This is a genomic window from Acinetobacter sp. SWAC5 (assembly GCF_003419885.1).
GTDB classification, from domain to species: domain Bacteria; phylum Pseudomonadota; class Gammaproteobacteria; order Pseudomonadales; family Moraxellaceae; genus Acinetobacter; species Acinetobacter cumulans.
Window position 1 is genome coordinate 32,327 of record NZ_QUWR01000016.1, and the last position, 21,418, is coordinate 53,744.

Genomic DNA, 21,418 nt, shown 5'->3' on the forward strand with positions numbered 1-21,418 from the left:
AAGCAGCCATTTGGCTGCTTAAAATATTGTTCAATTATTTAGATTTGTCTGCAAGGCTAAAGAACCAGTTGAGAATAAGGGCTGCGAAAGTTGCAGTACCAATACCACCTAGGTTAAAGCTACCAAATTGTAGTGCAAAGTCACCCGTACCTAAAATAATCGTAACCGCAGCTACCATGAGGTTTTTGTTTTGTGAAAAATCGACTTTGTTTTCAATCCAAATTTTGGCACCAGCAATGGTAATTAAACCAAACACCACAATAGATGCACCAGTTAAAATCGCACTCGGAATGGTATGAATAATTGCACCAAATTTTGGTGACAGGCCTAAGAAGATTGCGAAAATACCCGCGACAACAAAAATAATCGTTGAATAAACGCGTGTAACCGCCATGACGCCAATATTTTCACCATAAGTGGTCATCCCAGGGCCACCCACACTACCCGATAAAGTCGTTGCAACACCATCAGCGACAAAAGCTTTACCAATATGTGGATCGAGGTTTTCGCCTGTCATTGCGCCAACTGCTTTAATATGACCTAAGTTTTCAGCCACTAAAATCAATGCAATCGGTGCAATAATTAGCATGGCATTGACATTAAATTCTGGTGAATGGAACTGTGGAATACCAAACCAAGCCGCTTGTTGGATTGGCGTAAAGTTGATTGGTGTGCCATATCCCATTACATTCGATACGATAAAGTAGATGAAATATGCTGAAAGCAAGCCCACCAATAGTAATAAGCGTTGTAAAAGGCCTTTGGTGAATACGGCAATAGAACCCATGCAAAGCACAGTAACCAATGACATCCACATATTAAAGTTATTACCCATTACGCCTTTAACAGTGACTGGTGCAAGGTTAAGACCAATAATCATTACTACAGCACCTGTTACTACAGGTGGCATAAGTTTTTCAATCCAGCGTGTACCCGTAGCCATCACGATAAAACCAAAAATCGTGTAGAGCACACCGCAGGCAATAATCCCGCCAGCAGCCATGGCAATATTGGCATTTGGAGCACCAGTACCAGAGGCTGCATAGCCTGTGGCAGCAATAACCACCCCAATAAAGGCAAAACTTGAACCTAAATAGCTAGGTACACGACCACCCGTCATAAAGAAGAAGAGTACGGTACATAGACCTGACATCAAAATTGCGAGGTTTGGATCAAAACCCATTAAGAAGGGTGCAAGTACAGTTGCCCCAAACATTGCAAAGGCATGTTGTATGCCCAAAACTACACTTTGTGCAGGGGGCAAATATTCATTAGTGCCTACAGGACGTGCATCAATACTGTCTTTATACGGACGCCATTTGGGAAACCAACTGGACATAAAATGAGCACTCAAAAGATAAATTGTGCACATCATACGCTTCTTTTTTGGAAGATTTAATCATTGAGTAAAAAAAACGTTAAAACTAATGTACTGACTTTTCGATTGTTTTACCGCATGGTAAAAGTTTTGGTATTTAAAAATAAAGTGAAATCAGTTATTAATCGCCAATTGTATCGAGCTGTTTAGTTATAAATAAATCTTATTCTTGATATAAATAAATTGTGGATGTTTCTCGCAATCGCTTATAAATAAAGCACATCATGGCGATGTGCTTTATTTATGCTAAAAAAATACAGTGTTTAACTTAGCCTGTATTGCGTAGCCCAGCAGCAATACCTGCAATGCTGACCATCAGTGCATGATCGACAGGGGTATTTTCTGCCTGACAATTGGCCAAGTAAGCGCGGCGTCGTTTCATTAATTCAGCTTGGAGCAGATGCAATGGTAATAAATATGGCTTACGCACTTTCATGGATTGATCTAAAACATCATTGCTACTGAGCAGTTTAGATTCACCTTTGAGCGCTAAAAGTGTTTGCACCGCATCACGTAAACGTTGACGTAGCTCTTCACCTAAAACTTTCAAATCTTCATCTTGAGTCAGATGCGCTTCATAATATAAAGCCACATGACTGTCTGCTTTGGAGAGCACCATTTCCAACATATCAATTAAGGTTTGGAAATAAGGCCACTGATGTAGCATGTCCTCAAGCATGGCTTTTTGGCCTTGGTCGAGCACTTGGTTAATGGCTGCACCTGTACCTAACCATGCAGGGAGCATCAAACGGATTTGTGTCCATGCAAATACCCATGGAATCGCGCGTAAAGATTCGATCCCGCCACTGACTTTACGTTTGGCTGGGCGTGAACCCAACGGCAGCATTTGTAGTTCGAGTTCAGGGGTAACCGTGCGTAAGTATTTCACAAAGTGTGGATTTTCACGCACTGTTTGGCGGTAGACCTGTACAGAGAGGTCCGTCATGCTGTGCATGAGTTCGCGCCATTCTGGTTTCGGCACTGGTGGTGGAAGCAATGTAGCTTCGAGCGTAGCCGCGGTATAGATCTCAAGATTTTGGAGCGCAATGCCTTCTAAACCAAATTTGAAGCGGATCATTTCGCCTTGTTCGGTTACACGAATAGCCCCAGAGATGGAACCTGGCGGTTGAGAGAACAAAGCTTGTTGAGTTGGTGCACCACCGCGACTAATTGAACCGCCACGACCATGGAATAAGGTCAACTGCACTGCATGATTTTTAGCAATTTCAGTCAGTTCTTCTTGCGCACGGTACTGTGCCCAATTGGCAGACATAAAGCCAGCATCTTTGGCTGAGTCCGAATAGCCGATCATCACTTCATGTTTACCCTGAATATGCTGTTTATACCAATGCATATTAAATAGGGTGTTCATGGTTTTAGATGCGCCATCTAAATCTTTGAGGGTTTCAAATAAAGGAACGACACGTAAGGGATGTAAAATGCCCGCTTCTTTTTGCAGTAATAATACTGCCAATACATCACTTGGGTATTCGGCCATGGAAATAATATAAGCTCCCAAACTTTCACTTGGCTGTGAGGCCAATGTGCGCATGGTCGCAAACACTTCTTGCACATCTGGATGGCAAATCAGACTACCTTCAGGCTCACTCAGATGTTTAGGTAATAATGGACGTTTGCTTTGAAGTTCTTGGAGCAAGAAATTTTGTCGTGCTTGTTCTGTCCATGTTTCAAAATTACCTAAGCCCAAGTATTCGGTAATGGCAGAAATCGCTTGGCGATGGCGCCCAGATTCCTGACGAATATCCAGCTTTAATAATTCAATGCCAAAGCAATTTACGCGATGAATGAAGTCCAACAGTTTACCGTTGGCAATTTCAGGCAAATCGCATGCGATGAGCGAACGATAGCAGAGTAAAAGCGGCTGAAGCAGTTCATCCTTACTTTTAATCACTTGGCTGTCGTCGGCATCATGGCCACGTAGTTTTTCTGTCAGCCAAAAACGTGTGGCTTTCAGGCGTTGGCGTGTGTCACGTAAATATTCGCGGTAGGGTTCAGCGTGTTCTTTGCCTAAGGCTGTTCGTAGTTCATCGCTACATTGTTCAATCGACAGTTCCCAACGCAGGGCTTCAATATCACGCACATATAAATCAGCAGCTTTCCAACGAGATAACCACAGCACCTCTTGAGTGATGTCATGGGTGACATTGGGGTTACCGTCACGGTCACCGCCCATCCAAGAGGCAAAGCGAACTGGCGCGATGGTGAGTGGTAAAGATTGACCACAATGTTCTGCCACCATGCCGTCCAATTCACGCATAAACTTCGGCACAGCATTCCATAAGGTTTGCTCAATAGTGGTAAAGCCCCATTTGGCTTCATCTACTGGAGTCGGGCGGTGCTGACGAATTTCATCAGTTTGCCATGCAGAGCAAATCAATTGTTTTAAATCATCTAAAACTGCGCTGCGTTCACGTGGCGTGAGTTTTTGCTGATCCATTTTAAATAGACAGTCATTGATGCCGTCATATTTTTGAATCAAGGTGCGACGGCTGACTTCTGTTGGATGCGCAGTTAAGACCAATTCAATTTTGAGTTCGCAAATTTGTTGATACAGCGTTTCTGAACTGATGTCGCGATCTTTAAATTTTTGAAATAAGTGATCTAAAGGATTTGGTGATGGAGCGTGCTCATCAAATTCGCTTTGGCGACGGCTACGCACCACATTATATTGTTCTGCAATATTGGCAAAATTTAGAAAGTGGGTAAAAGCGCGGGTAAGCGGCAGAATTTCATGGTCTTCTAGGCTTAAAAATAATTTTTCGAGTTCTTTTTCTGCTTCGGCTTGACCATCACGTGCACCCTTGGCCAAGGCACGAATTTGTTCAATTTGATTAAACAAATCTTGTCCAGCCTGCTGTTTCAGGGTTTCACCCAATAAATTTCCCAGCAGGCGTACATCTTCTCTTAGTGGAGCATCAATTTGTTGAATCATTCTACATTCTCCGTATGTCCTTGATTTTGACTATAGCGCGAATCTTGGTCTTGCCAAGTGAAACCTCGACAAAAGTCGGATTTGTTTTGTGTATTAATTAGCAAACTGAATGCCAAAACAGCAGAATGTGAAGGTTTAAGCTAAATGCCAGCTAGGCTTGAGGCGAATAGCGCAGTAAAAATAACTTTAGCGCGGATTGAATAATCTGTTCCTGCTCTTGAGGATTGGGGATTTCACGGACTCCCATGAGGACTTCATGGTGGCGCATACCTAACAGTAAAGAAAACAATAACAGCAGATGTTCACGCTCAGCAGCAGGTTGAATAAACTTTAGCGCCACGGCTTGGTCAAAAAAGTTTTGCCATAAGGCACTGAGTTTTTGATGAGATGCATTATAAAACTGCTGTGCCAGTGGATTATGCTGTGAAGCCAACTCCAACAATAAATATTCCATTTTGAGTGCTTCGGGTAAATTCACTAAATTTAAGGTGAGCTCACAAGCACTGATAAATGCTTGAATGAAATTACTATCAGGGCTTAATACCATTGGACGAGCATTAATCAGAGAATCACAGGTTTCTGCAATTGCACAGGTAAACAAGCTTTCTTTGTCTTGAAAATGGTTATATACCGTCAGTTTGGTGACATCGGCTTTTTGTGCAATTTTATTCATGCTACAGCCGTGGTAACCACATTCTAAAAATAGAATTTTTGCGGCATCTAAAATCCGTTTACGTTTTTCTAAATCTTTCGGTCGGCCAGCAGTCATTTGCTAAAAAAGTTTCCAAAATGTCATTAAAGTCATTGATTTTACCTTAAATAGGTAATTAATGTACCGTATAGTTTATTAATTAAAAAATAACCATTTTAATTTCGTCTATATTGCCTGAAAAAACAACTTTAGATAAGAGCCTAAGTTCATGAGTACGATCAAGACCGCCTGTATAGGCATAATCATCGTTTGTAGTGTGACCTTGTGGGGGTGTAGTCATCATGATGCACCTACGGAACAGGAAGTTCCTTTGGTCATGGTGGCGCAAGCAAGTAGCAGTCATGCTGAGCAAAAAAGCTATGCAGGTGAAGTGCAAGCGCGCCAACAAACTGCGTTGGCTTTTCGTGTCGCAGGGCAGGTGGTCGAACGTTATGTGGATGTCGGTGATCAGGTCAAAGTTGGGCAGGTCTTAGCGCGTTTAGATGTAAAAGATGCAGAATTACAAAAAAATGCCACGCGTGCGCAATTAGAAAGTGCGCAATCTGCTGCCAAAATAGCAGGTGATGAACTCAAGCGTTATCAGCAATTACTGCCAATGAATGCTGTTAGCCGTTCACAATATGATGCTGTTGAAAATCAATATAAAGCAGCGATGTCGAGTTTAAAACAAGCGCAATCAAATGACGACGCCAGCGCAAACCAAACGCAATATAACCAATTAATTGCAAGTAAAAACGGTGTGATTACACAGCGTAATTTAGAAGTTGGGCAAGTGGTGTCTGCAGGGCAGGCGGTGTATCAGCTGGCGATTGATGGTGAGCGAGATGTCGTGGTGGGTGTACCTGAGCAGCTCATTTCAAGCATAAAAACAGGGCAAGTTGCAGAAGTGAGTCTGTGGTCGAAGCCTGAAGAAAAGTTTCAAGCCTATGTCCGTGAAATTGCACCTGCAGCGGATCAGTCGCGCACGTATCGTGTCAAAGTCGCTTTGCGTGAAGGCTCAGGTGTGATTCAACTGGGACAAAGTGCACGGGTATTTTTAAATACTGCGACTCATGAAACCTTAAACATTCCATTATCAAGTGTGTCTGCACAAGGGCAACAAGCCTATGTGTTAACGGTGAAAGCGGACAATACGGTACATAAAGTCCCTGTGAGCTTAGGTGCCTATGGCCGTGACAGCGTACCTGTGTTGAGTGGTTTAGCACCTTCAGATTATGTGGTGATTGGCGGTGTGCATTTATTACGAGATAAACAAAAAATACGTCCGATTGACCGAGAAAATCGTGCGGTGACTGTTCGAGCTGGGGGTTAAAAATGAATTTTAACCTGTCGGAATGGGCGCTCAAAAATAAAGGTTTGGTCCTTTATTTTATGATCCTCTTGGGCATCGTTGGGGTATTTTCATACTCGAAATTAGCACAAAGTGAAGACCCGCCATTTACTTTTAAGGTCATGATCATTCAGACCTATTGGCCGGGTGCAACAGCGGAAGAGGTGTCTTTACAAGTCACAGATCGCATTGAAAAAGAACTCATGACCACGGGCAATTATGAGCGCATTATGGCGTTTTCACGTCCAGGTGAGTCTATGGTGACCTTTGTTGCCAAAGATTCTTTGCGTTCAAAAGATATTCCAGACGTTTGGTATACGGTGCGTAAAAAGGTGAATGACATTCGTCATCAGTTGCCTAGTGGGGTGCAAGGGCCATTTTTTAATGATGAATTTGGCGATACCTTTGGCAATATTTATGTACTGACAGGCAAAGACTTTGACTATGCCACGCTGAAAGACTATGCCGACCGTTTACAACTGCAATTGCAACGCGTGCGGGATGTCAGCAAAGTCGATTTGATTGGCCTACAAGATCAAAAGATTTGGATTGAAATGTCCAATACCAAGGCTGCCCAATTGGGTGTGCCTGTTTCTGCGATTCAGCAAGCCTTACAACAGCAAAATACAGTGGCCAGTGCAGGCTTTTTTGAAACGCAGTCAGACCGCATTCAAGTGCGTGCCAGTGGTAGTTTAAAAACGGTTGAAGAACTGAAAAAAATGCCCTTACTGGTAAATGGTCAAACCATTCAATTGGGCGATGTGGCTGATATTTACCGTGGCTTTAGCGATCCAGCACAGCCTCGTATGCGTTTTATGGGTGAAAATGGCATTGGTATTGCGGTGTCTATGCGCAAGGGTGGAGACATTCTGGCATTGGGGAAAAACCTCGAAACTGAATTTGCACAACTGCAAAAATCATTACCACTGGGCATGAAATTACAGAAGGTTTCAGACCAGCCTGTGGCAGTAAAGCGCAGTGTAAACGAGTTCATGAAAGTCTTGGCAGAAGCGGTGATTATTGTTCTGCTGGTGAGCTTTTTCTCTTTGGGCTTTCGTACAGGATTGGTGGTGGCATTTTCCATTCCATTGGTCTTGGCCATGACCTTTGCGGGCATGAATATGCTCGATGTCGGCTTACACAAAATTTCTCTAGGGGCTTTAATTCTAGCCTTGGGTCTGTTGGTCGATGACGCCATTATTGCCGTAGAAATGATGGCAATTAAAATGGAGCAAGGCTATAGCCGTATACAAGCGGCTGGTCATGCATGGCGTACCACAGCATTTCCAATGTTAACGGGAACCTTGATTACTGCAGCGGGCTTTTTACCGATTGCCACGGCTGCATCGAGTACTGGTGAATATACCCGCTCAATTTTCCAAGTGGTCACGATTGCACTGATTGTGTCGTGGTTTGCGGCAGTCCTATTTGTGCCTTATTTAGGAGACAAACTGCTCCCCGATTTTAATAAAGACCTGGTACAAAAAGCGCCGTGGTATGCACGCTTGTTGGCACGTTTAAGAAAACAACCTGAGCCTGCACCTGTGGTTCATCATGCTGGTGAGCATCATGATCCTTATCAAACCAAGTTTTATCAAGGCTTTAAGCGATGGGTGAATATTTGTGTGACCTATCGTAAAACTGTGATTGCAACCACGGTGGCCATTTTTGTGTTGTCAGTGATGATGTTTAAACTGGTGCCACAACAATTTTTCCCACCGTCGAACCGTGCCGAAATTTTAGTCGATATTAAACTTGAAGAAGGGGCATCTTTAAAAGCCACTGAAGCTGCTGTACGTAAAGTCGAGCATTTTTTATCGAAACAACAAGGCATTGATAACTTTGTGGCTTATGTCGGCACTGGTTCACCACGTTTCTATTTGCCCTTAGATCAACAATTACCACAGGCTAGCTTTGCACAATTTGTCGTGCTGGCATCATCACTCGATGATCGAGATGAAATTCGCCGTAATTTGAGTGACAAAATTCGTGTGCTGTTACCTGAGGCGCGTACACGGGTGTCTTTATTGGAAAATGGCCCACCTGTGGGCTATCCATTACAATTTCGAGTCTCAGGTGAAAACTTGGACGTAGTGCGTGAATGGGCACAAAAAGTCGCAGCTACAATTAGTGCGAATCCAAATAGTACCAATGTCCATTTAGATTGGGGCGAGCCAAGTAAAGTTATTCAACTGAACATCGATCAAGATCGTGCACGCCAATTGGGCATCAGCAGTTTAGATTTATCTAATTTCTTAAGCAGTGCAATTAGCGGTGCATCAGTCAATCAATACCGTGAAAAACGTGATTTGATTGAAATCCGTATGCGCGGCGACCAAGTTGACCGTGTTGATGTAGGTTCACTCAGTAGTTTGGCTGTACCTACGGCGTCAGGTCAATCTGTACCTTTAGCGCAAATTGCTAAAATTGAATATGCGTTTGAAGACGGTTTGATCTGGCATCGTAATCGGTTACCGACCATTACTGTACGGGCGGATATTCGTAGTCAACTACAGCCTGCAACGGTGGTCAATGAGCTTGCAGAGCCATTGGCAAAATTGCGTGCAGCACTACCAAATGGTTATTTGCTGGAAGTGGGTGGCACAGTAGAAGAGTCTGCAAAAGGTCAATCTTCTGTGAATGCAGGTATGCCAATGTTCCTTGCTGTGGTGCTGACCTTGCTGATGATTCAGCTCAAAAGTATGTCGCGAACCTTTATTGTGTTTTTGACTGCACCACTGGGCATTATTGGCGTGGTTTTATTCTTGCTACTTTTTAATAAGCCATTTGGTTTTGTGGCCATGCTGGGCACCATCGCGCTGTCAGGGATGATCATGCGAAACTCACTGATTTTGATTGATCAGATTGAACAAGATATCCAAGCAGGGCATGATCCTTGGGATTCAATTCTGGATGCGACGGTACGTCGTTGTCGTCCGATTGTACTCACAGCATTGGCTGCGGTTTTGGCCATGATTCCATTATCGCGCAGTATTTTCTTCGGTCCGATGGCCGTTGCGATTATGGGCGGTTTGATTGTTGCGACACTGTTAACATTATTCTTCTTGCCAGCCTTGTATGCACAGTGGTTTAAGGTGAAAAAAAGTCCTGAGAAAGTGTAAAAATGGGTGCGAAATATTGTTTTTTTCAATATAGTAGCACCTAAATCTTTGCTGAAAATTTTTATAAGACAAACACTGTTCGGGGTAAAGATTCACAGGGCAGTGTATGGGGTTAAATCAGACATGACGACAGATAAACTGATCAAGTATCGGCGCTATATTGCGATTTCTTACGTCTTCATGTTTTTGGCGATGTTTACCGTGGTTAGTGGGGTGTTAGCGTATTGGCTGGCACGTAAAGTCACACAGGTCGATTCCGCTGAAGTTTGGTTACAAGCACAGGCATTTTGGGTGATGCGTAGTATCGTAATTTTCACTATTTTGGCTTTGTTTGCAGCACTTTGGTTTATTCCACTCTTCTTCTTTTATTGGGACAGCGCGCTATGGGTAACAGGTTGCACTGTTGCTGGCGTTATTTTTAGTGCCATTGCATTTTTATATTTGTTAAATGCATGGGTACAAGGCTTATCTAAATTCTTTAAAAATAAAGCAGTTTTTTAACTCGTCTTTATTTTTTTCATCGCTGACCCTTGAAAAAATGGTTTGATCCCCCAATTTCAGACCACAGCCCAGTATTAAATAAATTCCGTGAGGAGCATCGCCAGACATGGCTAAACGTGATTATTATGAGGTTTTAGGCGTATCTAAAACCGCAGGTGATGATGAAATTAAAAAAGCCTACCGTAAGTTGGCGATGAAGTATCACCCTGACCGTAACCCAGATAACCCAGAAGCTGAAGAGAAATTCAAAGAAGCTGCTGAAGCTTATGAAGTTCTTTCAGATAGCGAAAAGCGTAGCATGTACGACCGTATGGGCCATCAAGCATTTGAAGGCGGTATGGGCGGCGGTGGTGGCTTTGGCGGTGGTTTCAGCGCTGAAGACATTTTTAGCCAGTTCGGCGACATTTTCGGTGGTGCTTTTGGTGGTGGTGGCCGTGGTGGTCAGCAACGCGCACGCCGTGGTTCAGACTTACGTTATGTGATGGAACTCACCCTTGAAGAAGCGGTGAAGGGCGTGAAAAAAACCATTACGTTCACTGCGCCTGCGCCGTGTGAAACTTGTGATGGTAAAGGCTCTAAAAATCCTAATGACGTTGAAACCTGTAAAACCTGTCATGGCGCGGGTCAAGTGCGTATGCAACAAGGTTTCTTCTCTGTACAGCAAACCTGTAATACGTGCCGTGGTCAAGGCAAAATCATTAAGAACCCATGTAATACATGTCATGGTTCAGGTGTGTCTGACCGTCAGCAAACTTTGGAAGTCACTATTCCTGCAGGCGTAGACAATGGCGATCGCGTACGTTTAAGCGGTAAAGGCGAAGCGATTCGTGACGGCCAATCAGGCGACTTGTACGTAGAAGTGGTTGTACGTGAACACGAGATTTTCCAACGTGATGGTGCAGATCTGTATATGGATGTGCCTGTAAGCATTGCTGATGCGGCTTTAGGTAAAGAAATTCAGATTCCAACACTCGATGGCCGTGTCAGCTTGAAAGTGCCTGAAGGTACGCAAACTGGTAAGTTATTCCGTTTACGTGGCAAAGGGGTAAAACCTGTACGTACCAGCATGCAAGGTGATTTACTTTGCCGTATTGTGGTGGAAACACCTGTGAATTTGACTACTCGTCAACGTGAGTTACTTAAAGAATTACAAGCGAGTATGGAAAGTGAAGAAGGCGGTAAATCTTCTCCGAAGAAAAAATCGTTTTTAGATCGTTTATTTGACTAAGTCATGCAGTCAATGTCATCGAAAGCATAAAAAAAAGCGCCTCAAGGCGCTTTTTTTTATGTGCTTAAACAGCCTTAAGGTTGCTTTGGCGCACCGTTAAGTAAGCTGTCATAGTCCATATCCGTTTTTTGGATAATCGCCAGTAGTTTGAGCTGATGTTTCGCTTCGGCTTCATAACCATTAAATGCCAGCATTTTAGCGTATTTAATGATGTGATAACGCGTTGGATAGCTACGTGCCATTTCACCTGCCATTTGCAGTTGTTGTGGGCTTAACTGGGTAAACGGATCAATCAGAATAAAATTAATCCGTTGATCCAATTCGGTTAGTACATAAATTCGATCATGATTGGTGATTTTTTCAGGCTGTAGTTCATTTTTATAGACATTGCCCAACTTCGGCACCAGCGTGTCGTAATCACGGTAGACCAAGGCCAACATGGCTAAACCAAAAACCAAAATCAGTTTATTGCCCAGTGCCGGCAGTGCTACGGTTTTGGTTTGTGCATATTGCGCTTGTAGCGTACCCAAAATAAAGCCCGCAGGAATCAAGAAGAATGCATAATTTTGCGGAAATTCGAGCATCATGTGAATGATGAATGCACCGAGCATCAACAAGGCAACCACAGACTCCGCTGAGTTCACTTGGCGGTGTAATTGAATGAGCCAATACGCCAGATAAGCAAAAAATGGAATCGCAACGATAAAGCCATTCCATAGAATAAAATCGAGGACAAAGTTATGTGCGCTACGAATCCACACAGGTCCTTGGAAATGCTCTGAGATGCTGACAAAAGCGGTACTGGTTTGGTACCAACCATAGCCAAACCACGGCTGTGCGGCGACTGCATGCACCATCTGTTGCCAAATCGCCAAGCGAGACATATCGCCACCGGCACGTTGAGCCAGATCACGACCTTGAATCACGTTCATATTGGCGCTGTCGGCCAGTAATTGTGTCACATGTGGAAGCACCACAATTAAGCCGATAAACAGACCAAACCACGCTAGACTATAAAACCAGCGTAAACGAACCTGATGGCGGAATTGTTGGTAGGCAAGGTACAGCAGAATGCAAATACTCGCGACCCATGAGGTACGCGATTGACTCAGTACAACACCGATTAAAATTGGCAAAGCGGCCAGCACTAACCAACGTGTGGCAAGGGCTTTTTTCTCATATAAATACAGCGTTGCCATTAAGGCCATGAGCAAGAAGGTTGCCATTAAGTTGGGCTGGGCAAAATTGGCAAATGGGCGTGTGGTGCCACTGATATTCATCATGATGGCATTTAAAGGCTCATCAAAATTCAGCGCTTGGCAAATCGCAACCAAACCAGTTGCCACACCTGAAATTAAGAAGCTAAAACTTAAATAACGAAAAGTTTTTGCACGCTGTTCTGGGCCTCGAGACAGATTAAAGCCCAAGGTCATTGCGAGCCAAAAAGCAGCGATGTACAGAAATCCGAGGAATGCGATACTAAAAAAGTACACATGGCCGAATGCCAATTGAATAAAAGGCAACACGGCCAAAGCTAAAAAGGGCAAGCCAATTTTAGGAAGATACAATTTGTCTTTGACGCAGGCCGCCATCAAAAACATCAGGGAGATAAACGCATATAGCTCACCGGTATAGGTGACCCAAGGTCGGTAATGGACTGGCATTAGCCATGCGAAAAAAATGCATATTGCAGCACAAGCAAACAGGACGTTTTTCATGCTCATTCAGTATAAAAAAAACTCGCCTATGATACATCGAAAATCACTTAAAAAATGCAATACAGATGAGGGTACGATAGGGGATTTCATCCGTGCGTGAGCGCAACAGAGCAAGCGAGGAAAAAAGCATAATTTTTTTGTGTCAAACTTAGCCAAAGTCAGGAGTTTTGCTATAGTAAGGGCAATTTTGAATCTAGCATTAGGAAAATGTTATGTCAGCAACTCCACGCATTGGCATTTTAGGGGCAGGTGGCCGTATGGGTCGTATTCTTATTCAAGCTGTTGAACAAGCAGGTTTTAAACTTGCAGCAGCCGTAGAACGTCCAGAAAGCTCACTTTTGGGTGCAGACGCAGGCGAACTTGCTGGCATTGGCCGTCTAGATGTGAAAATTGTCGGCAGTTTAGAAGAAGTTGTGAAGGACTGTGATGTCGTGATTGATTTCACTGCACCTGTAGCAACCGTCAATCATCTCAAAATTTGCCGTGAACATGGTGTCGCAATCGTGATTGGTACCACAGGCATGAATGATGAACAAAAAGCCTATTTAGATGCATCTGCAACAGAAACGCCCGTGGTTTATGCAGCCAACTATTCAGTCGGCGTGAATGTTTCAATCAAACTGTTGGAACTGGCATCGAAAGTATTTGGTGACACAGTAGATATCGAAGTGATTGAAGCACATCACCGTCATAAAGTTGACGCGCCATCAGGTACTGCACTGATGATGGGTGAAGCGATTGCTGAAACTTTGGGTCGTGACTTAAAACAAGACGCCGTATATCACCGTGAAGGCCATACTGGTCCACGTGAGCGCCAAAGCATTGGTTTCCAAACCATTCGTGGTGGCGATATTGTTGGTGAGCATACAGTAATGTTTATTGGTGAAGGCGAGCGTGTGGAAATTACGCATAAAGCGACCAACCGTATGAACTTTGCTGCGGGTGCAGTACGTGCAGCCGCTTGGGTCGTAGGCCGTGAAGCGCGTAAGTACGATATGAAAGATGTACTTGGATTTAACGATATTCAAGTATAAAAGCACTTCAAAATCCGCTATAAAAATAAAAGAAAACTAAAAAGACGAATAATTGGAATGAAAATAGCTTTGTTGATGGCCTGTGTACTCGCATGTTCTGCGACTACACAGGCAGCACCTACAGATAACGTTAAGCTCAGTATTAATAAAAACAATATTAAAGTTTGGACGATTCAAGACAGCCAAAATCCAATCATGATGTATAAAGCAGAAACCACGCTTAATGTTCCCATTGAACAAGCTGTGGCGCTGATTTTAGACGTGGATCATGCAATGGAATGGGTGCCTTTTTTAAGTCAAATGAAAGTATTATCGCGTGATGACAAAAAAGGTGAATTCCAACTGTACATGGTGTTGGATTTTCCATTTCCTCTAAAAGACCGTGATTTGGTTGTGCAAGGTAAAATGAGCAAAGATGCACAGGGCATCATTAGCATACAAAATAAAGCCATTAAAAAAGGCTATATGCTGAATAAAAACTACGTCCGACTGAATCAGTATGAAGGCGATTGGTCGTTTCAGAAATTAGGCCCACAAAAAGTCAAAGTATCGACCTATGGTTATGCCAATCCTGAAGGGTCTATTCCCTTGTCAGTCGTGAATATGTTTGTTCAACAGCAGCCTTATCAAATGCTGCAAAAAATGAAAGTAGAGCTAGAAAAACCAAAGAATTTCGCGCCATTACCTGACATTTTAAAGTAGTGTTTAAAACTTTCTTTCCGGTGAACTCAATGTATACACGGTCAGTTGTTTCATCCGTTCAGGCTGAGGCAACTGTAGGCTAAGCAAGGTTTCTTCAGGTACTGCACCATTTGCCTCTGCTGATGGCGCCAGTTTAATTTGAAACTGCTGAGCACTGTTTTGTTCACAGTTAAAGCGCAATTTTTTTTGACTCGGCATGAGACGGGGTTGATAAGATGTCTGCGCCTGATACACATATAAGCGCTGACTGGCAACATGCTGTAATGCAGGCTGAATATGCCAGAGTTGATATTGGGTCAGATTTTGGGTTTTTAAAAAGCCTTCAATTAATGCACTACAAATAAAATGTTGCTGTTGAGCGACGGTATTGCCTTGTGGCTGGCAAGCTGAAAGTGCAATTGCACAACTGAATAGGCTGAGCGCTGTGGCTATTGTTCTCATGAATCGCTCCTGTATCCTTTTGAAAAACTGTACAGAAAGCTTAAATATGTTAGTGTTTAGGATACAGATACAGAAAATATAAAAAAACGGGTACAGATATGGCATTTCAATATCAGCTGCTGGCACAGCAGCTGAGGCAGAAAATATTGGCTGGGGATATTGTTGCGGGGCAGCGCTTAGCTTCATTACGTCAATTTTCTGAGCAGCATAACATTAGTCTAAACACAGCAAAAAGCTGTTATGAAATGCTCGAAGCGCAAGGGCTGATTTATGTGAAAGCTAAGTCTGGCTATTTTGTACAGCGTCCCTCGACTGTGTCAGGTTGTGCTATTGATGCCCCAAAGCATCCAGATTTCAAGTCGGAAATGCGTGAAGTTTCCAATTTAGCACTGCAAATTGAAATTCATGAAGCCGCTATCAATAGCAAGCTCATTCATTTAGGATCAATTCAGCTTTCTCCGAATTTAGTCCCAGCCAAAGCATTAAGTCGTTCGATTCAACGTGCCTTAAAGTACAGCAAGCCTGAAGATTTTCTATATAGCGACCGCCAAGGGCATATTCGACTGCGTGAAGCACTGTCTGCCCATTGGGCTGAAGATGGCTTTCATATTGCCCCTGAATTGATTTATATCAGCAATGGTTGCATGCCAACATTGGCCGTTATGATTCAAAGCTTGACGCGTGAAGGGGATGGCGTGATTGTGCCAACCCCTAACTATAATGGGCAATTGCAGATGCTGGCCTTACTCAACCGTAAAATTGTGGAGATTCCTGCCAATACGGAAGGTTTTGACTTGGTGCGATTGGAACAAGCCATGCAACAGTCAGGGGCTAAAGTTTGTTTACTCACTGCAAATTATCAAAATCCCTTGGGCTTTTGTTTGAGTAATGTAGATAAAGAAAAAATTGCGCAATTGGCTGCCAAATATCAATGCTATGTGATTGAAGATGATATTTATGCCGAATGTAGCTTTAGCATGCAACGACCGCTTCCGATTCAGTATTGGGATCAAGAGGGTTATGTGGTGTATTGCGGTTCTGTCTCCAAGTCATTATCACCTTCTTATCGCGTAGGATGGTTTTGTTTGCCTACACGCTTAAAACCAATGCATGCAAAAATTATTCTGCGCAATGTCTCAGTCAATACACCGCTGCAATTGGGCTTGGCAGATTTTATCTTTAGCCGCGAATATCGTCAGCACTTAACGGCATTACGCCCCCAGTTACAACAACAGGTACAGCAGTACCGTCAGTTTATTGCGCAGGCTTTTCATGGCATAGATTTTCGTCTTAATGATCCACAAGGGAATTATGCATTGTGGCTTCAATTTCCAGATCAGATTAATAGTTTAGCGCTGTATTATTTTGCTGCCGAACAAGGGATTAATTTGGTGCCGGGAATTTTATTTGGTGAAGACATGCGCTATAACAATTGCATCCGCCTCAATGCAGGGCATGAGCTATCATTTGAGGTTCAGCAAGCCATTCAGTTACTCGCAGATTGGGTTCGGGCAGAGCTGGACAATCAAGCGGTTGCTTAAATATCGAAAGCAATACCTATGCTATGTCGATATAAAAAAAGCCTGCAGTGATGCAGGCTTTTTTAGTTTAGATTTGATCGCGCAGGGCTTAAAAATCTGCTTTGAGTACCACACGGTAGCGTACTTTACCTGAATGTAATCGTTCAATCGCCTCATTAATTTGTGACATAGGGAACAATTCAATTTGTGGTGCAATATTTTTACGCGCGGCAAATCTTAACAGTTGGCGTAAAGCGACAGGTGAACCAGTTGGTGAACCCGTGACAGATTTAGAACCACTGATGAGCGCACCTGCTGGAATTTGCATGGGTTCGAGTGCCAGCCCCAGCATGTGAATAGCGCCATTGGGTGCTAAAGTCGCTAAATAAGCCTGCCAGTTGAGCGTAACATTAACGGTACTGAGCAGTAGATCAAATTTACCACGATGTGCTTTGAGTGCCTCTATATCACGGCTACTCACCACATGATCTGCACCCATCGCTTTGAGCTCATCGGTTTTATCTAAGCTAGAGGTGAATGCGGTAATTTCACAGCCCCATGCTTTTAATAATTTAATGGCCATGTGACCTAGACCACCAATACCAATCACTCCAACATGATGAATGGCTTGAATTTCGTGTTTTAAAATTGGATCAAATACAGTAATACCACCACAGAGCAGTGGGCCTGCAGATTCAGGATCAAGATCATCCGGCAGTGGAATGACCCATTGCCAACCAGCACGGACTTTATCTGCAAAACCGCCTGCATGGCCAACAATCGTTGCAACTTTGTCACCAGTACACTGTACTTGCTGTCCTGCTACGCATGGGTCACAGCATTGGCAACTCTCAGCAGTCCAACCCACACCAACACGCTGACCTAATTTTAATCCTTTGGCTTCTGAACCTAAACGTGCAATGGTGCCAATAATTTCATGGCCAGCTACAACAGGATAAACAGCAGAGTTCCAGTCATTATCAATAACCGAAAGATCTGAATGACACAGGCCACAGTATTCAACTTTAATTTCGACCTGATGTGCGAGTAATTCACCCGCATCAAATTGATAAGGCTGTAGTGCTTCACCTGCCTGCATGGCTGCATAGGCATGAATGGTATTTTCACTCATCTCAACGCTCCTTTTTTGAGAGGATTTGATATTTAAAGTCACAACTATTTTCATGGTCATTGACCATGCCCACAGCTTGCATAAAGGCATAACAAATCGTTGGCCCTACAAATTTAAAGCCTTGCTTTTTTAGGCTTTTGGACATGGCTTGGCTTTCTATTGTTTGAGCTGGCGCTTGATAATAGTTGGGCACATCATTGCACAGTGTTGGTTGGACTGAAAATGACCACAACCATGCCACAGGGTCGATACCCACGAGTTTTAAATTTTGCCATGCAATGGCGTTGCTACGAATGGCCTGTAATTTACCTAGGTGACGAATCACATTTGGGTCTTTGACAATGTTTCCCAGTTGCGTATCGCTCATATTGGCAATGCTGGCGATATCGTGTTGAAAAAAATGTTGGCGATATGCCTGACGTTTTTTAAGTACGGTGATCCAAGATAGCCCAGCTTGCTGGCCTTCTAAGCACAACATTTCAAATAGCTGTGCTTCATCATGTAGAGGGTGGCCCCATTCATGATCGTGGTATTGGATATACAATGGGTCTTGTGTACACCACGCACAGCGTTGGGCGCTCATGGTTTTGAGTTGATCCAATTAAAGCTTAAATTCAGACCATTGGTCATTTTGATTGTCCCAATAAGACAGTGTCGCTTGATCTAAGTCACTAAATTGAATCCATACATCCTTGCCCGCTTTGTCTGCATAGCCTGTACTGATCATGAGTGCTTCTTCGGTAATTTCCATAATCCAGCCTTGATGGGTCTGTCCAGCCACGGTGATTTTTTGTTGGTTACCTGATTCTGCAAATTCAACAAGGCGGCTGATCAGTGCTTCTGACATGAATGTTTCCTGATAATTAACGTAAATAAGGGAAGGGGTTAACTGCACCTCGGCCTTTGCCATTTAAGTAAATACTATAGTGTAGATGTGGGGTGGTATGGCGAGCGTTGCCGGTATTACCCACATAGCCTATGAGATCACCTTTTTTGACATAATCTCCGACTTTAAGTCCACGCTTATGGTCATCTAAATGTGCATAGTAATGCCAAGAGCCTGCTGGCCCGATTATCCATACCACTTTACCACCCAAATTGTTATTGCGTAAGTCGGCAATCAAGCCTTCGGTGGCGGTGTAGACTTTCGTTCCACGTGGAGCCAAGATATCTATCCCTTCATGTGTACGACCACTGCTACGTGATGCACCCCAAGTATCTTTTAAATTTTTGGCTTTAATATCGTCTACAGGCACTGGCAGTTTAGTTGGCAAGCGCATCTGTTGGAGTTTTTGAATTTGTGCGGGGGGCAGTGGTTTGGAGGGTGCTGGTGGTGTGCTGGTACAAGCGGCCAGCCAAAGCAGATTCATTCCTAAAATGACAATTGCAATCCAGCGCAGCACGGCAATCCCTCTATGATCTAATTGGATGTGCCGAAGCACTGTGTTCTGACTATGTCATAGATTGATGGCTGAGATCAATTTTTTCATTGCGGTTGGAATTCCGAGTGCAGATGCGGCTTGTGGTGTTAGCCATTGCGCATTGAACTCGATTGCCAAATGTTCTTTTTGATCTGGAGGAAGTTCAACGGCAATCGCATCAAGGTGCCAGGTAAAATGGGTAAAGCTATGTGAAATTTGTGCACGAGAAATTTCTTTTTTCAGTGCATAGCGTTGCAATTCATTTTGGAAATCAAGTGCACTTTCATAAATTGGCAAACACCATAAACCACCCCATAAGCCCTGATTTGGACGCTGTATCCAAAGCCATTCTCCAGCAGATTGAATCAACAAGACCTGTGCTTCTTTAACTGGAACAGGCTTTTTGGCTTTTTTAAATGGCAGTTCAGTTTCAATGCCTTGCTGATGCGCCTTGCAATGCTGCTGCATTGGGCAATAGAGGCAAAGCGGTTTTTTGGGCGTGCAGACGGTTGCACCTAAATCCATAATTGCTTGCGTATAGTCATGATTACGCTCAGTAGGACATAACTGCGTTGCTAAAGCCCACATTTCACGTTCATGTTGTGGCTTAGACAGGTCATCTTCAATGGCAAAAAAGCGTGAGAGCACACGTTTAACGTTGCCATCCATAATCACGCCGTATTCACGTAAGCCCAGAGACATTAAGGCCCCAGCGGTTGAACGACCAATGCCAGGCAGTTCAATCCATTGTTCTAAATTGCTAGGAAATGCTCCTTTTTGCGCGACAATGCCAGCTGCTTTATGTAAATTTCGCGCGCGGGCATAGTAGCCTAAACCAGCCCAATAAGGCGCCACATCATCCCAGCTGGCACGACCTAAGTCCTGTACAGTGGGAAAACGCATAATAAAACGCTCAAAATACTGCAAGACGGTTTTGACCTGCGTTTGTTGGAGCATTATTTCAGACACCCAGACTTTGTATGGATCATCGACAACTTGCCAAGGCAAATCATGGCGACCATGAACATCAAACCAAGCCAGTAAAGCATCTGAAAATTTAAAAGACATGGAACATCATTAATACAGTGAAAAACGCGCTTTATTGTAGACCATTCAAATTTGATGCGCTTTGATTTAACTTTAAAATTGTAAAATCAATAATGAATTTGGTGTTTATTATTGTTTTATTTAGATATTTTCTTAGGGTTGAGATCGATGTGCATTCTAATTTGTAGGTATTAAAAATAATGGGAATTGCTGAATATTCAAAAAGACATTATGTTCAAATTAGTCTGATCATTATATTTTCCTCATTCACAATACATACTTTAAGAGAGCATTTTTTTCTAATTAATAAAGCTAAAGAACTATCAAAAAATCATCAGAATATATATTTAGGATGCTTGTATTTAGAAAAAGCATTTTCAACTAAGCATGGAATCGAAAGACATGAGGTCAATATAAATGGTGAGAAGCTTTTACTTCAAAATATGAATATTCATGGTTTTCCATTTCACTATAAGTATTTTGTTTTTCAACAAAAAATTAAGCATAAAACCTGCTATAAAGTTCGATATATTCAAGTGAATTATCTACTCGCAAACAGAACATATATTTATGATTTAGTAGAATAAATCTGTCATAAGGATCATTAATCTATTGAACCAAATGGCTGTTATTAGAAATCTAAAGTGCTCATGTCGGATAGGAATCGTTGTTCACGATTTAGTTAGATTAAGTGCCCATGAATATAAGCATAAATATCAACATTCTAAAAGCGTAGAAAAAAAGATACAGGCCCCAATAGGACCTGTATCTAAACATCGTTACTCAAAAATTAAGGCTGTGCTATGTTGCCCCAGCGCTGATCAAGGACTAAGTCTTGGTTGTCATAATAGGGGATAATGTGAATATGCAAATGCTCAGCTTCTGTGCCAAATGCATGGCCGTCATTAAAGCCAATATGAAAACCCGCTGGCTGATGAATTAAATTTAATTCATTGCGCGCTTGTTCCAATAAAGACATTAAGCTTTTACGTTCTTTGTCAGTGATTTCAAAAAATGAACTGACATGACGTATTGGAATAATGACACAATGTCCTTTAGATAGGCTTTGGGGTTCTGGGAGAATCAATCCAAATTCATTTTGTGCCAGTACTGCATAATCATTGTAGTCACAATAAGGGCAGTGCGTATTCATTGTTCTATCCTCCTTCGAATCAGTGG

Annotated in this window: 19 protein-coding genes; 8 read left to right on the forward strand and 11 right to left on the reverse strand. The window is 42.9% G+C overall.

Annotated elements, in window-relative coordinates; translation table 11 throughout:
* Positions 1 to 34 precede the first annotated feature (34 nt).
* From DYI81_RS12370 to DYI81_RS12380, 3 genes are all read right to left on the reverse strand, one after another.
* The gene (locus DYI81_RS12370; RefSeq protein ID WP_117007680.1) at positions 35 to 1,339 is read right to left on the reverse strand and encodes a solute carrier family 23 protein; all 1,305 of its coding nucleotides are present in this window, start codon (positions 1,337 to 1,339) and stop codon (positions 35 to 37) included.
* A gap of 307 nt (positions 1,340 to 1,646) precedes the next feature.
* Positions 1,647 to 4,331 (reverse strand): phosphoenolpyruvate carboxylase, encoded by a 2,685-nt coding sequence (gene ppc, locus DYI81_RS12375; RefSeq protein ID WP_106985635.1) that lies wholly within the window; start codon positions 4,329 to 4,331, stop codon positions 1,647 to 1,649.
* Positions 4,332 to 4,482: 151 nt separating this feature from the next.
* Entirely contained in the window at positions 4,483 to 5,100 is a 618-nt protein-coding gene (locus tag DYI81_RS12380) for a TetR/AcrR family transcriptional regulator (protein WP_106985634.1), read from the reverse strand.
* A 151-nt stretch (positions 5,101 to 5,251) separates the two neighbouring features.
* Between DYI81_RS12380 and DYI81_RS12385 the strand changes: the two genes are divergently transcribed.
* The 4 genes from DYI81_RS12385 to dnaJ all read left to right on the forward strand — a co-directional run bounded on the left by DYI81_RS12385 (position 5,252) and on the right by dnaJ (position 11,224).
* Complete coding sequence (locus DYI81_RS12385) at positions 5,252 to 6,355, forward strand: efflux RND transporter periplasmic adaptor subunit (RefSeq protein ID WP_106985633.1); 1,104 nt, start codon at positions 5,252 to 5,254, stop codon at positions 6,353 to 6,355.
* Between the two features lie 2 nt (positions 6,356 to 6,357).
* A complete protein-coding gene (locus DYI81_RS12390) occupies positions 6,358 to 9,495 on the forward strand; it encodes an efflux RND transporter permease subunit (RefSeq protein WP_117007681.1) in 3,138 nt (1,045 codons plus the stop codon).
* Positions 9,496 to 9,618: 123 nt separating this feature from the next.
* On the forward strand, positions 9,619 to 9,996 hold the full coding sequence (locus DYI81_RS12395) for a hypothetical protein (protein ID WP_117007682.1): 378 nt from the start codon (positions 9,619 to 9,621) through the stop codon (positions 9,994 to 9,996).
* 106 nt (positions 9,997 to 10,102) lie between these two features.
* Positions 10,103 to 11,224, forward strand: a complete 1,122-nt coding sequence (gene dnaJ, locus DYI81_RS12400; RefSeq protein ID WP_106985630.1) for a molecular chaperone DnaJ — start codon at positions 10,103 to 10,105, stop codon at positions 11,222 to 11,224.
* A gap of 74 nt (positions 11,225 to 11,298) precedes the next feature.
* Here the strand turns inward: dnaJ and DYI81_RS12405 are convergent, their stop codons facing one another.
* Complete coding sequence (locus DYI81_RS12405) at positions 11,299 to 12,942, reverse strand: O-antigen ligase family protein (protein ID WP_117007683.1); 1,644 nt, start codon at positions 12,940 to 12,942, stop codon at positions 11,299 to 11,301.
* 212 nt (positions 12,943 to 13,154) lie between these two features.
* Between DYI81_RS12405 and dapB the strand changes: the two genes are divergently transcribed.
* Positions 13,155 to 13,976 carry a 4-hydroxy-tetrahydrodipicolinate reductase gene (gene dapB / locus DYI81_RS12410; RefSeq protein ID WP_117007684.1) on the forward strand — a complete coding sequence of 274 codons (822 nt, stop codon included), beginning with the start codon at positions 13,155 to 13,157 and terminating at the stop codon, positions 13,974 to 13,976.
* A 57-nt stretch (positions 13,977 to 14,033) separates the two neighbouring features.
* Entirely contained in the window at positions 14,034 to 14,678 is a 645-nt protein-coding gene (locus DYI81_RS12415; RefSeq protein ID WP_106985627.1) for an START domain-containing protein, read from the forward strand.
* A gap of 3 nt (positions 14,679 to 14,681) precedes the next feature.
* Here DYI81_RS12415 and DYI81_RS12420 read toward each other — a convergent pair whose 3' ends face one another.
* Positions 14,682 to 15,119, reverse strand: coding sequence for a hypothetical protein (locus tag DYI81_RS12420; RefSeq protein ID WP_106985626.1), 438 nt, complete (start codon positions 15,117 to 15,119; stop codon positions 14,682 to 14,684).
* A 98-nt stretch (positions 15,120 to 15,217) separates the two neighbouring features.
* On the opposite strand from DYI81_RS12420, the gene DYI81_RS12425 reads away from it, so the two are divergent.
* The gene (locus tag DYI81_RS12425) at positions 15,218 to 16,660 is read left to right on the forward strand and encodes a PLP-dependent aminotransferase family protein (protein ID WP_117007685.1); all 1,443 of its coding nucleotides are present in this window, start codon (positions 15,218 to 15,220) and stop codon (positions 16,658 to 16,660) included.
* A gap of 88 nt (positions 16,661 to 16,748) precedes the next feature.
* Here the strand turns inward: DYI81_RS12425 and DYI81_RS12430 are convergent, their stop codons facing one another.
* Genes DYI81_RS12430 through mutY form a run of 5 tightly spaced genes read right to left on the reverse strand, consistent with a single transcriptional unit; the run spans position 16,749 to position 20,260 of the window.
* Positions 16,749 to 17,771 (reverse strand): NAD(P)-dependent alcohol dehydrogenase, encoded by a 1,023-nt coding sequence (locus DYI81_RS12430; protein ID WP_117007686.1) that lies wholly within the window; start codon positions 17,769 to 17,771, stop codon positions 16,749 to 16,751.
* A gap of 1 nt (position 17,772) precedes the next feature.
* Positions 17,773 to 18,354, reverse strand: coding sequence for a DNA-3-methyladenine glycosylase I (locus DYI81_RS12435; RefSeq protein ID WP_117007687.1), 582 nt, complete (start codon positions 18,352 to 18,354; stop codon positions 17,773 to 17,775).
* Between the two features lie 18 nt (positions 18,355 to 18,372).
* The gene (locus DYI81_RS12440; RefSeq protein ID WP_106985622.1) at positions 18,373 to 18,618 is read right to left on the reverse strand and encodes a hypothetical protein; all 246 of its coding nucleotides are present in this window, start codon (positions 18,616 to 18,618) and stop codon (positions 18,373 to 18,375) included.
* 16 nt (positions 18,619 to 18,634) lie between these two features.
* Positions 18,635 to 19,174, reverse strand: coding sequence for a M23 family metallopeptidase (locus tag DYI81_RS12445; RefSeq protein ID WP_205669746.1), 540 nt, complete (start codon positions 19,172 to 19,174; stop codon positions 18,635 to 18,637).
* Positions 19,175 to 19,228: 54 nt separating this feature from the next.
* Positions 19,229 to 20,260 carry an A/G-specific adenine glycosylase gene (gene mutY / locus DYI81_RS12450; RefSeq protein WP_106985621.1) on the reverse strand — a complete coding sequence of 344 codons (1,032 nt, stop codon included), beginning with the start codon at positions 20,258 to 20,260 and terminating at the stop codon, positions 19,229 to 19,231.
* 179 nt (positions 20,261 to 20,439) lie between these two features.
* On the opposite strand from mutY, the gene DYI81_RS12455 reads away from it, so the two are divergent.
* Complete coding sequence (locus DYI81_RS12455) at positions 20,440 to 20,826, forward strand: hypothetical protein (RefSeq protein WP_106985620.1); 387 nt, start codon at positions 20,440 to 20,442, stop codon at positions 20,824 to 20,826.
* A 203-nt stretch (positions 20,827 to 21,029) separates the two neighbouring features.
* Here the strand turns inward: DYI81_RS12455 and DYI81_RS12460 are convergent, their stop codons facing one another.
* Positions 21,030 to 21,392 (reverse strand): HIT family protein, encoded by a 363-nt coding sequence (locus DYI81_RS12460; protein ID WP_106985619.1) that lies wholly within the window; start codon positions 21,390 to 21,392, stop codon positions 21,030 to 21,032.
* Between the last annotated feature and the right edge of the window lie 26 nt (positions 21,393 to 21,418).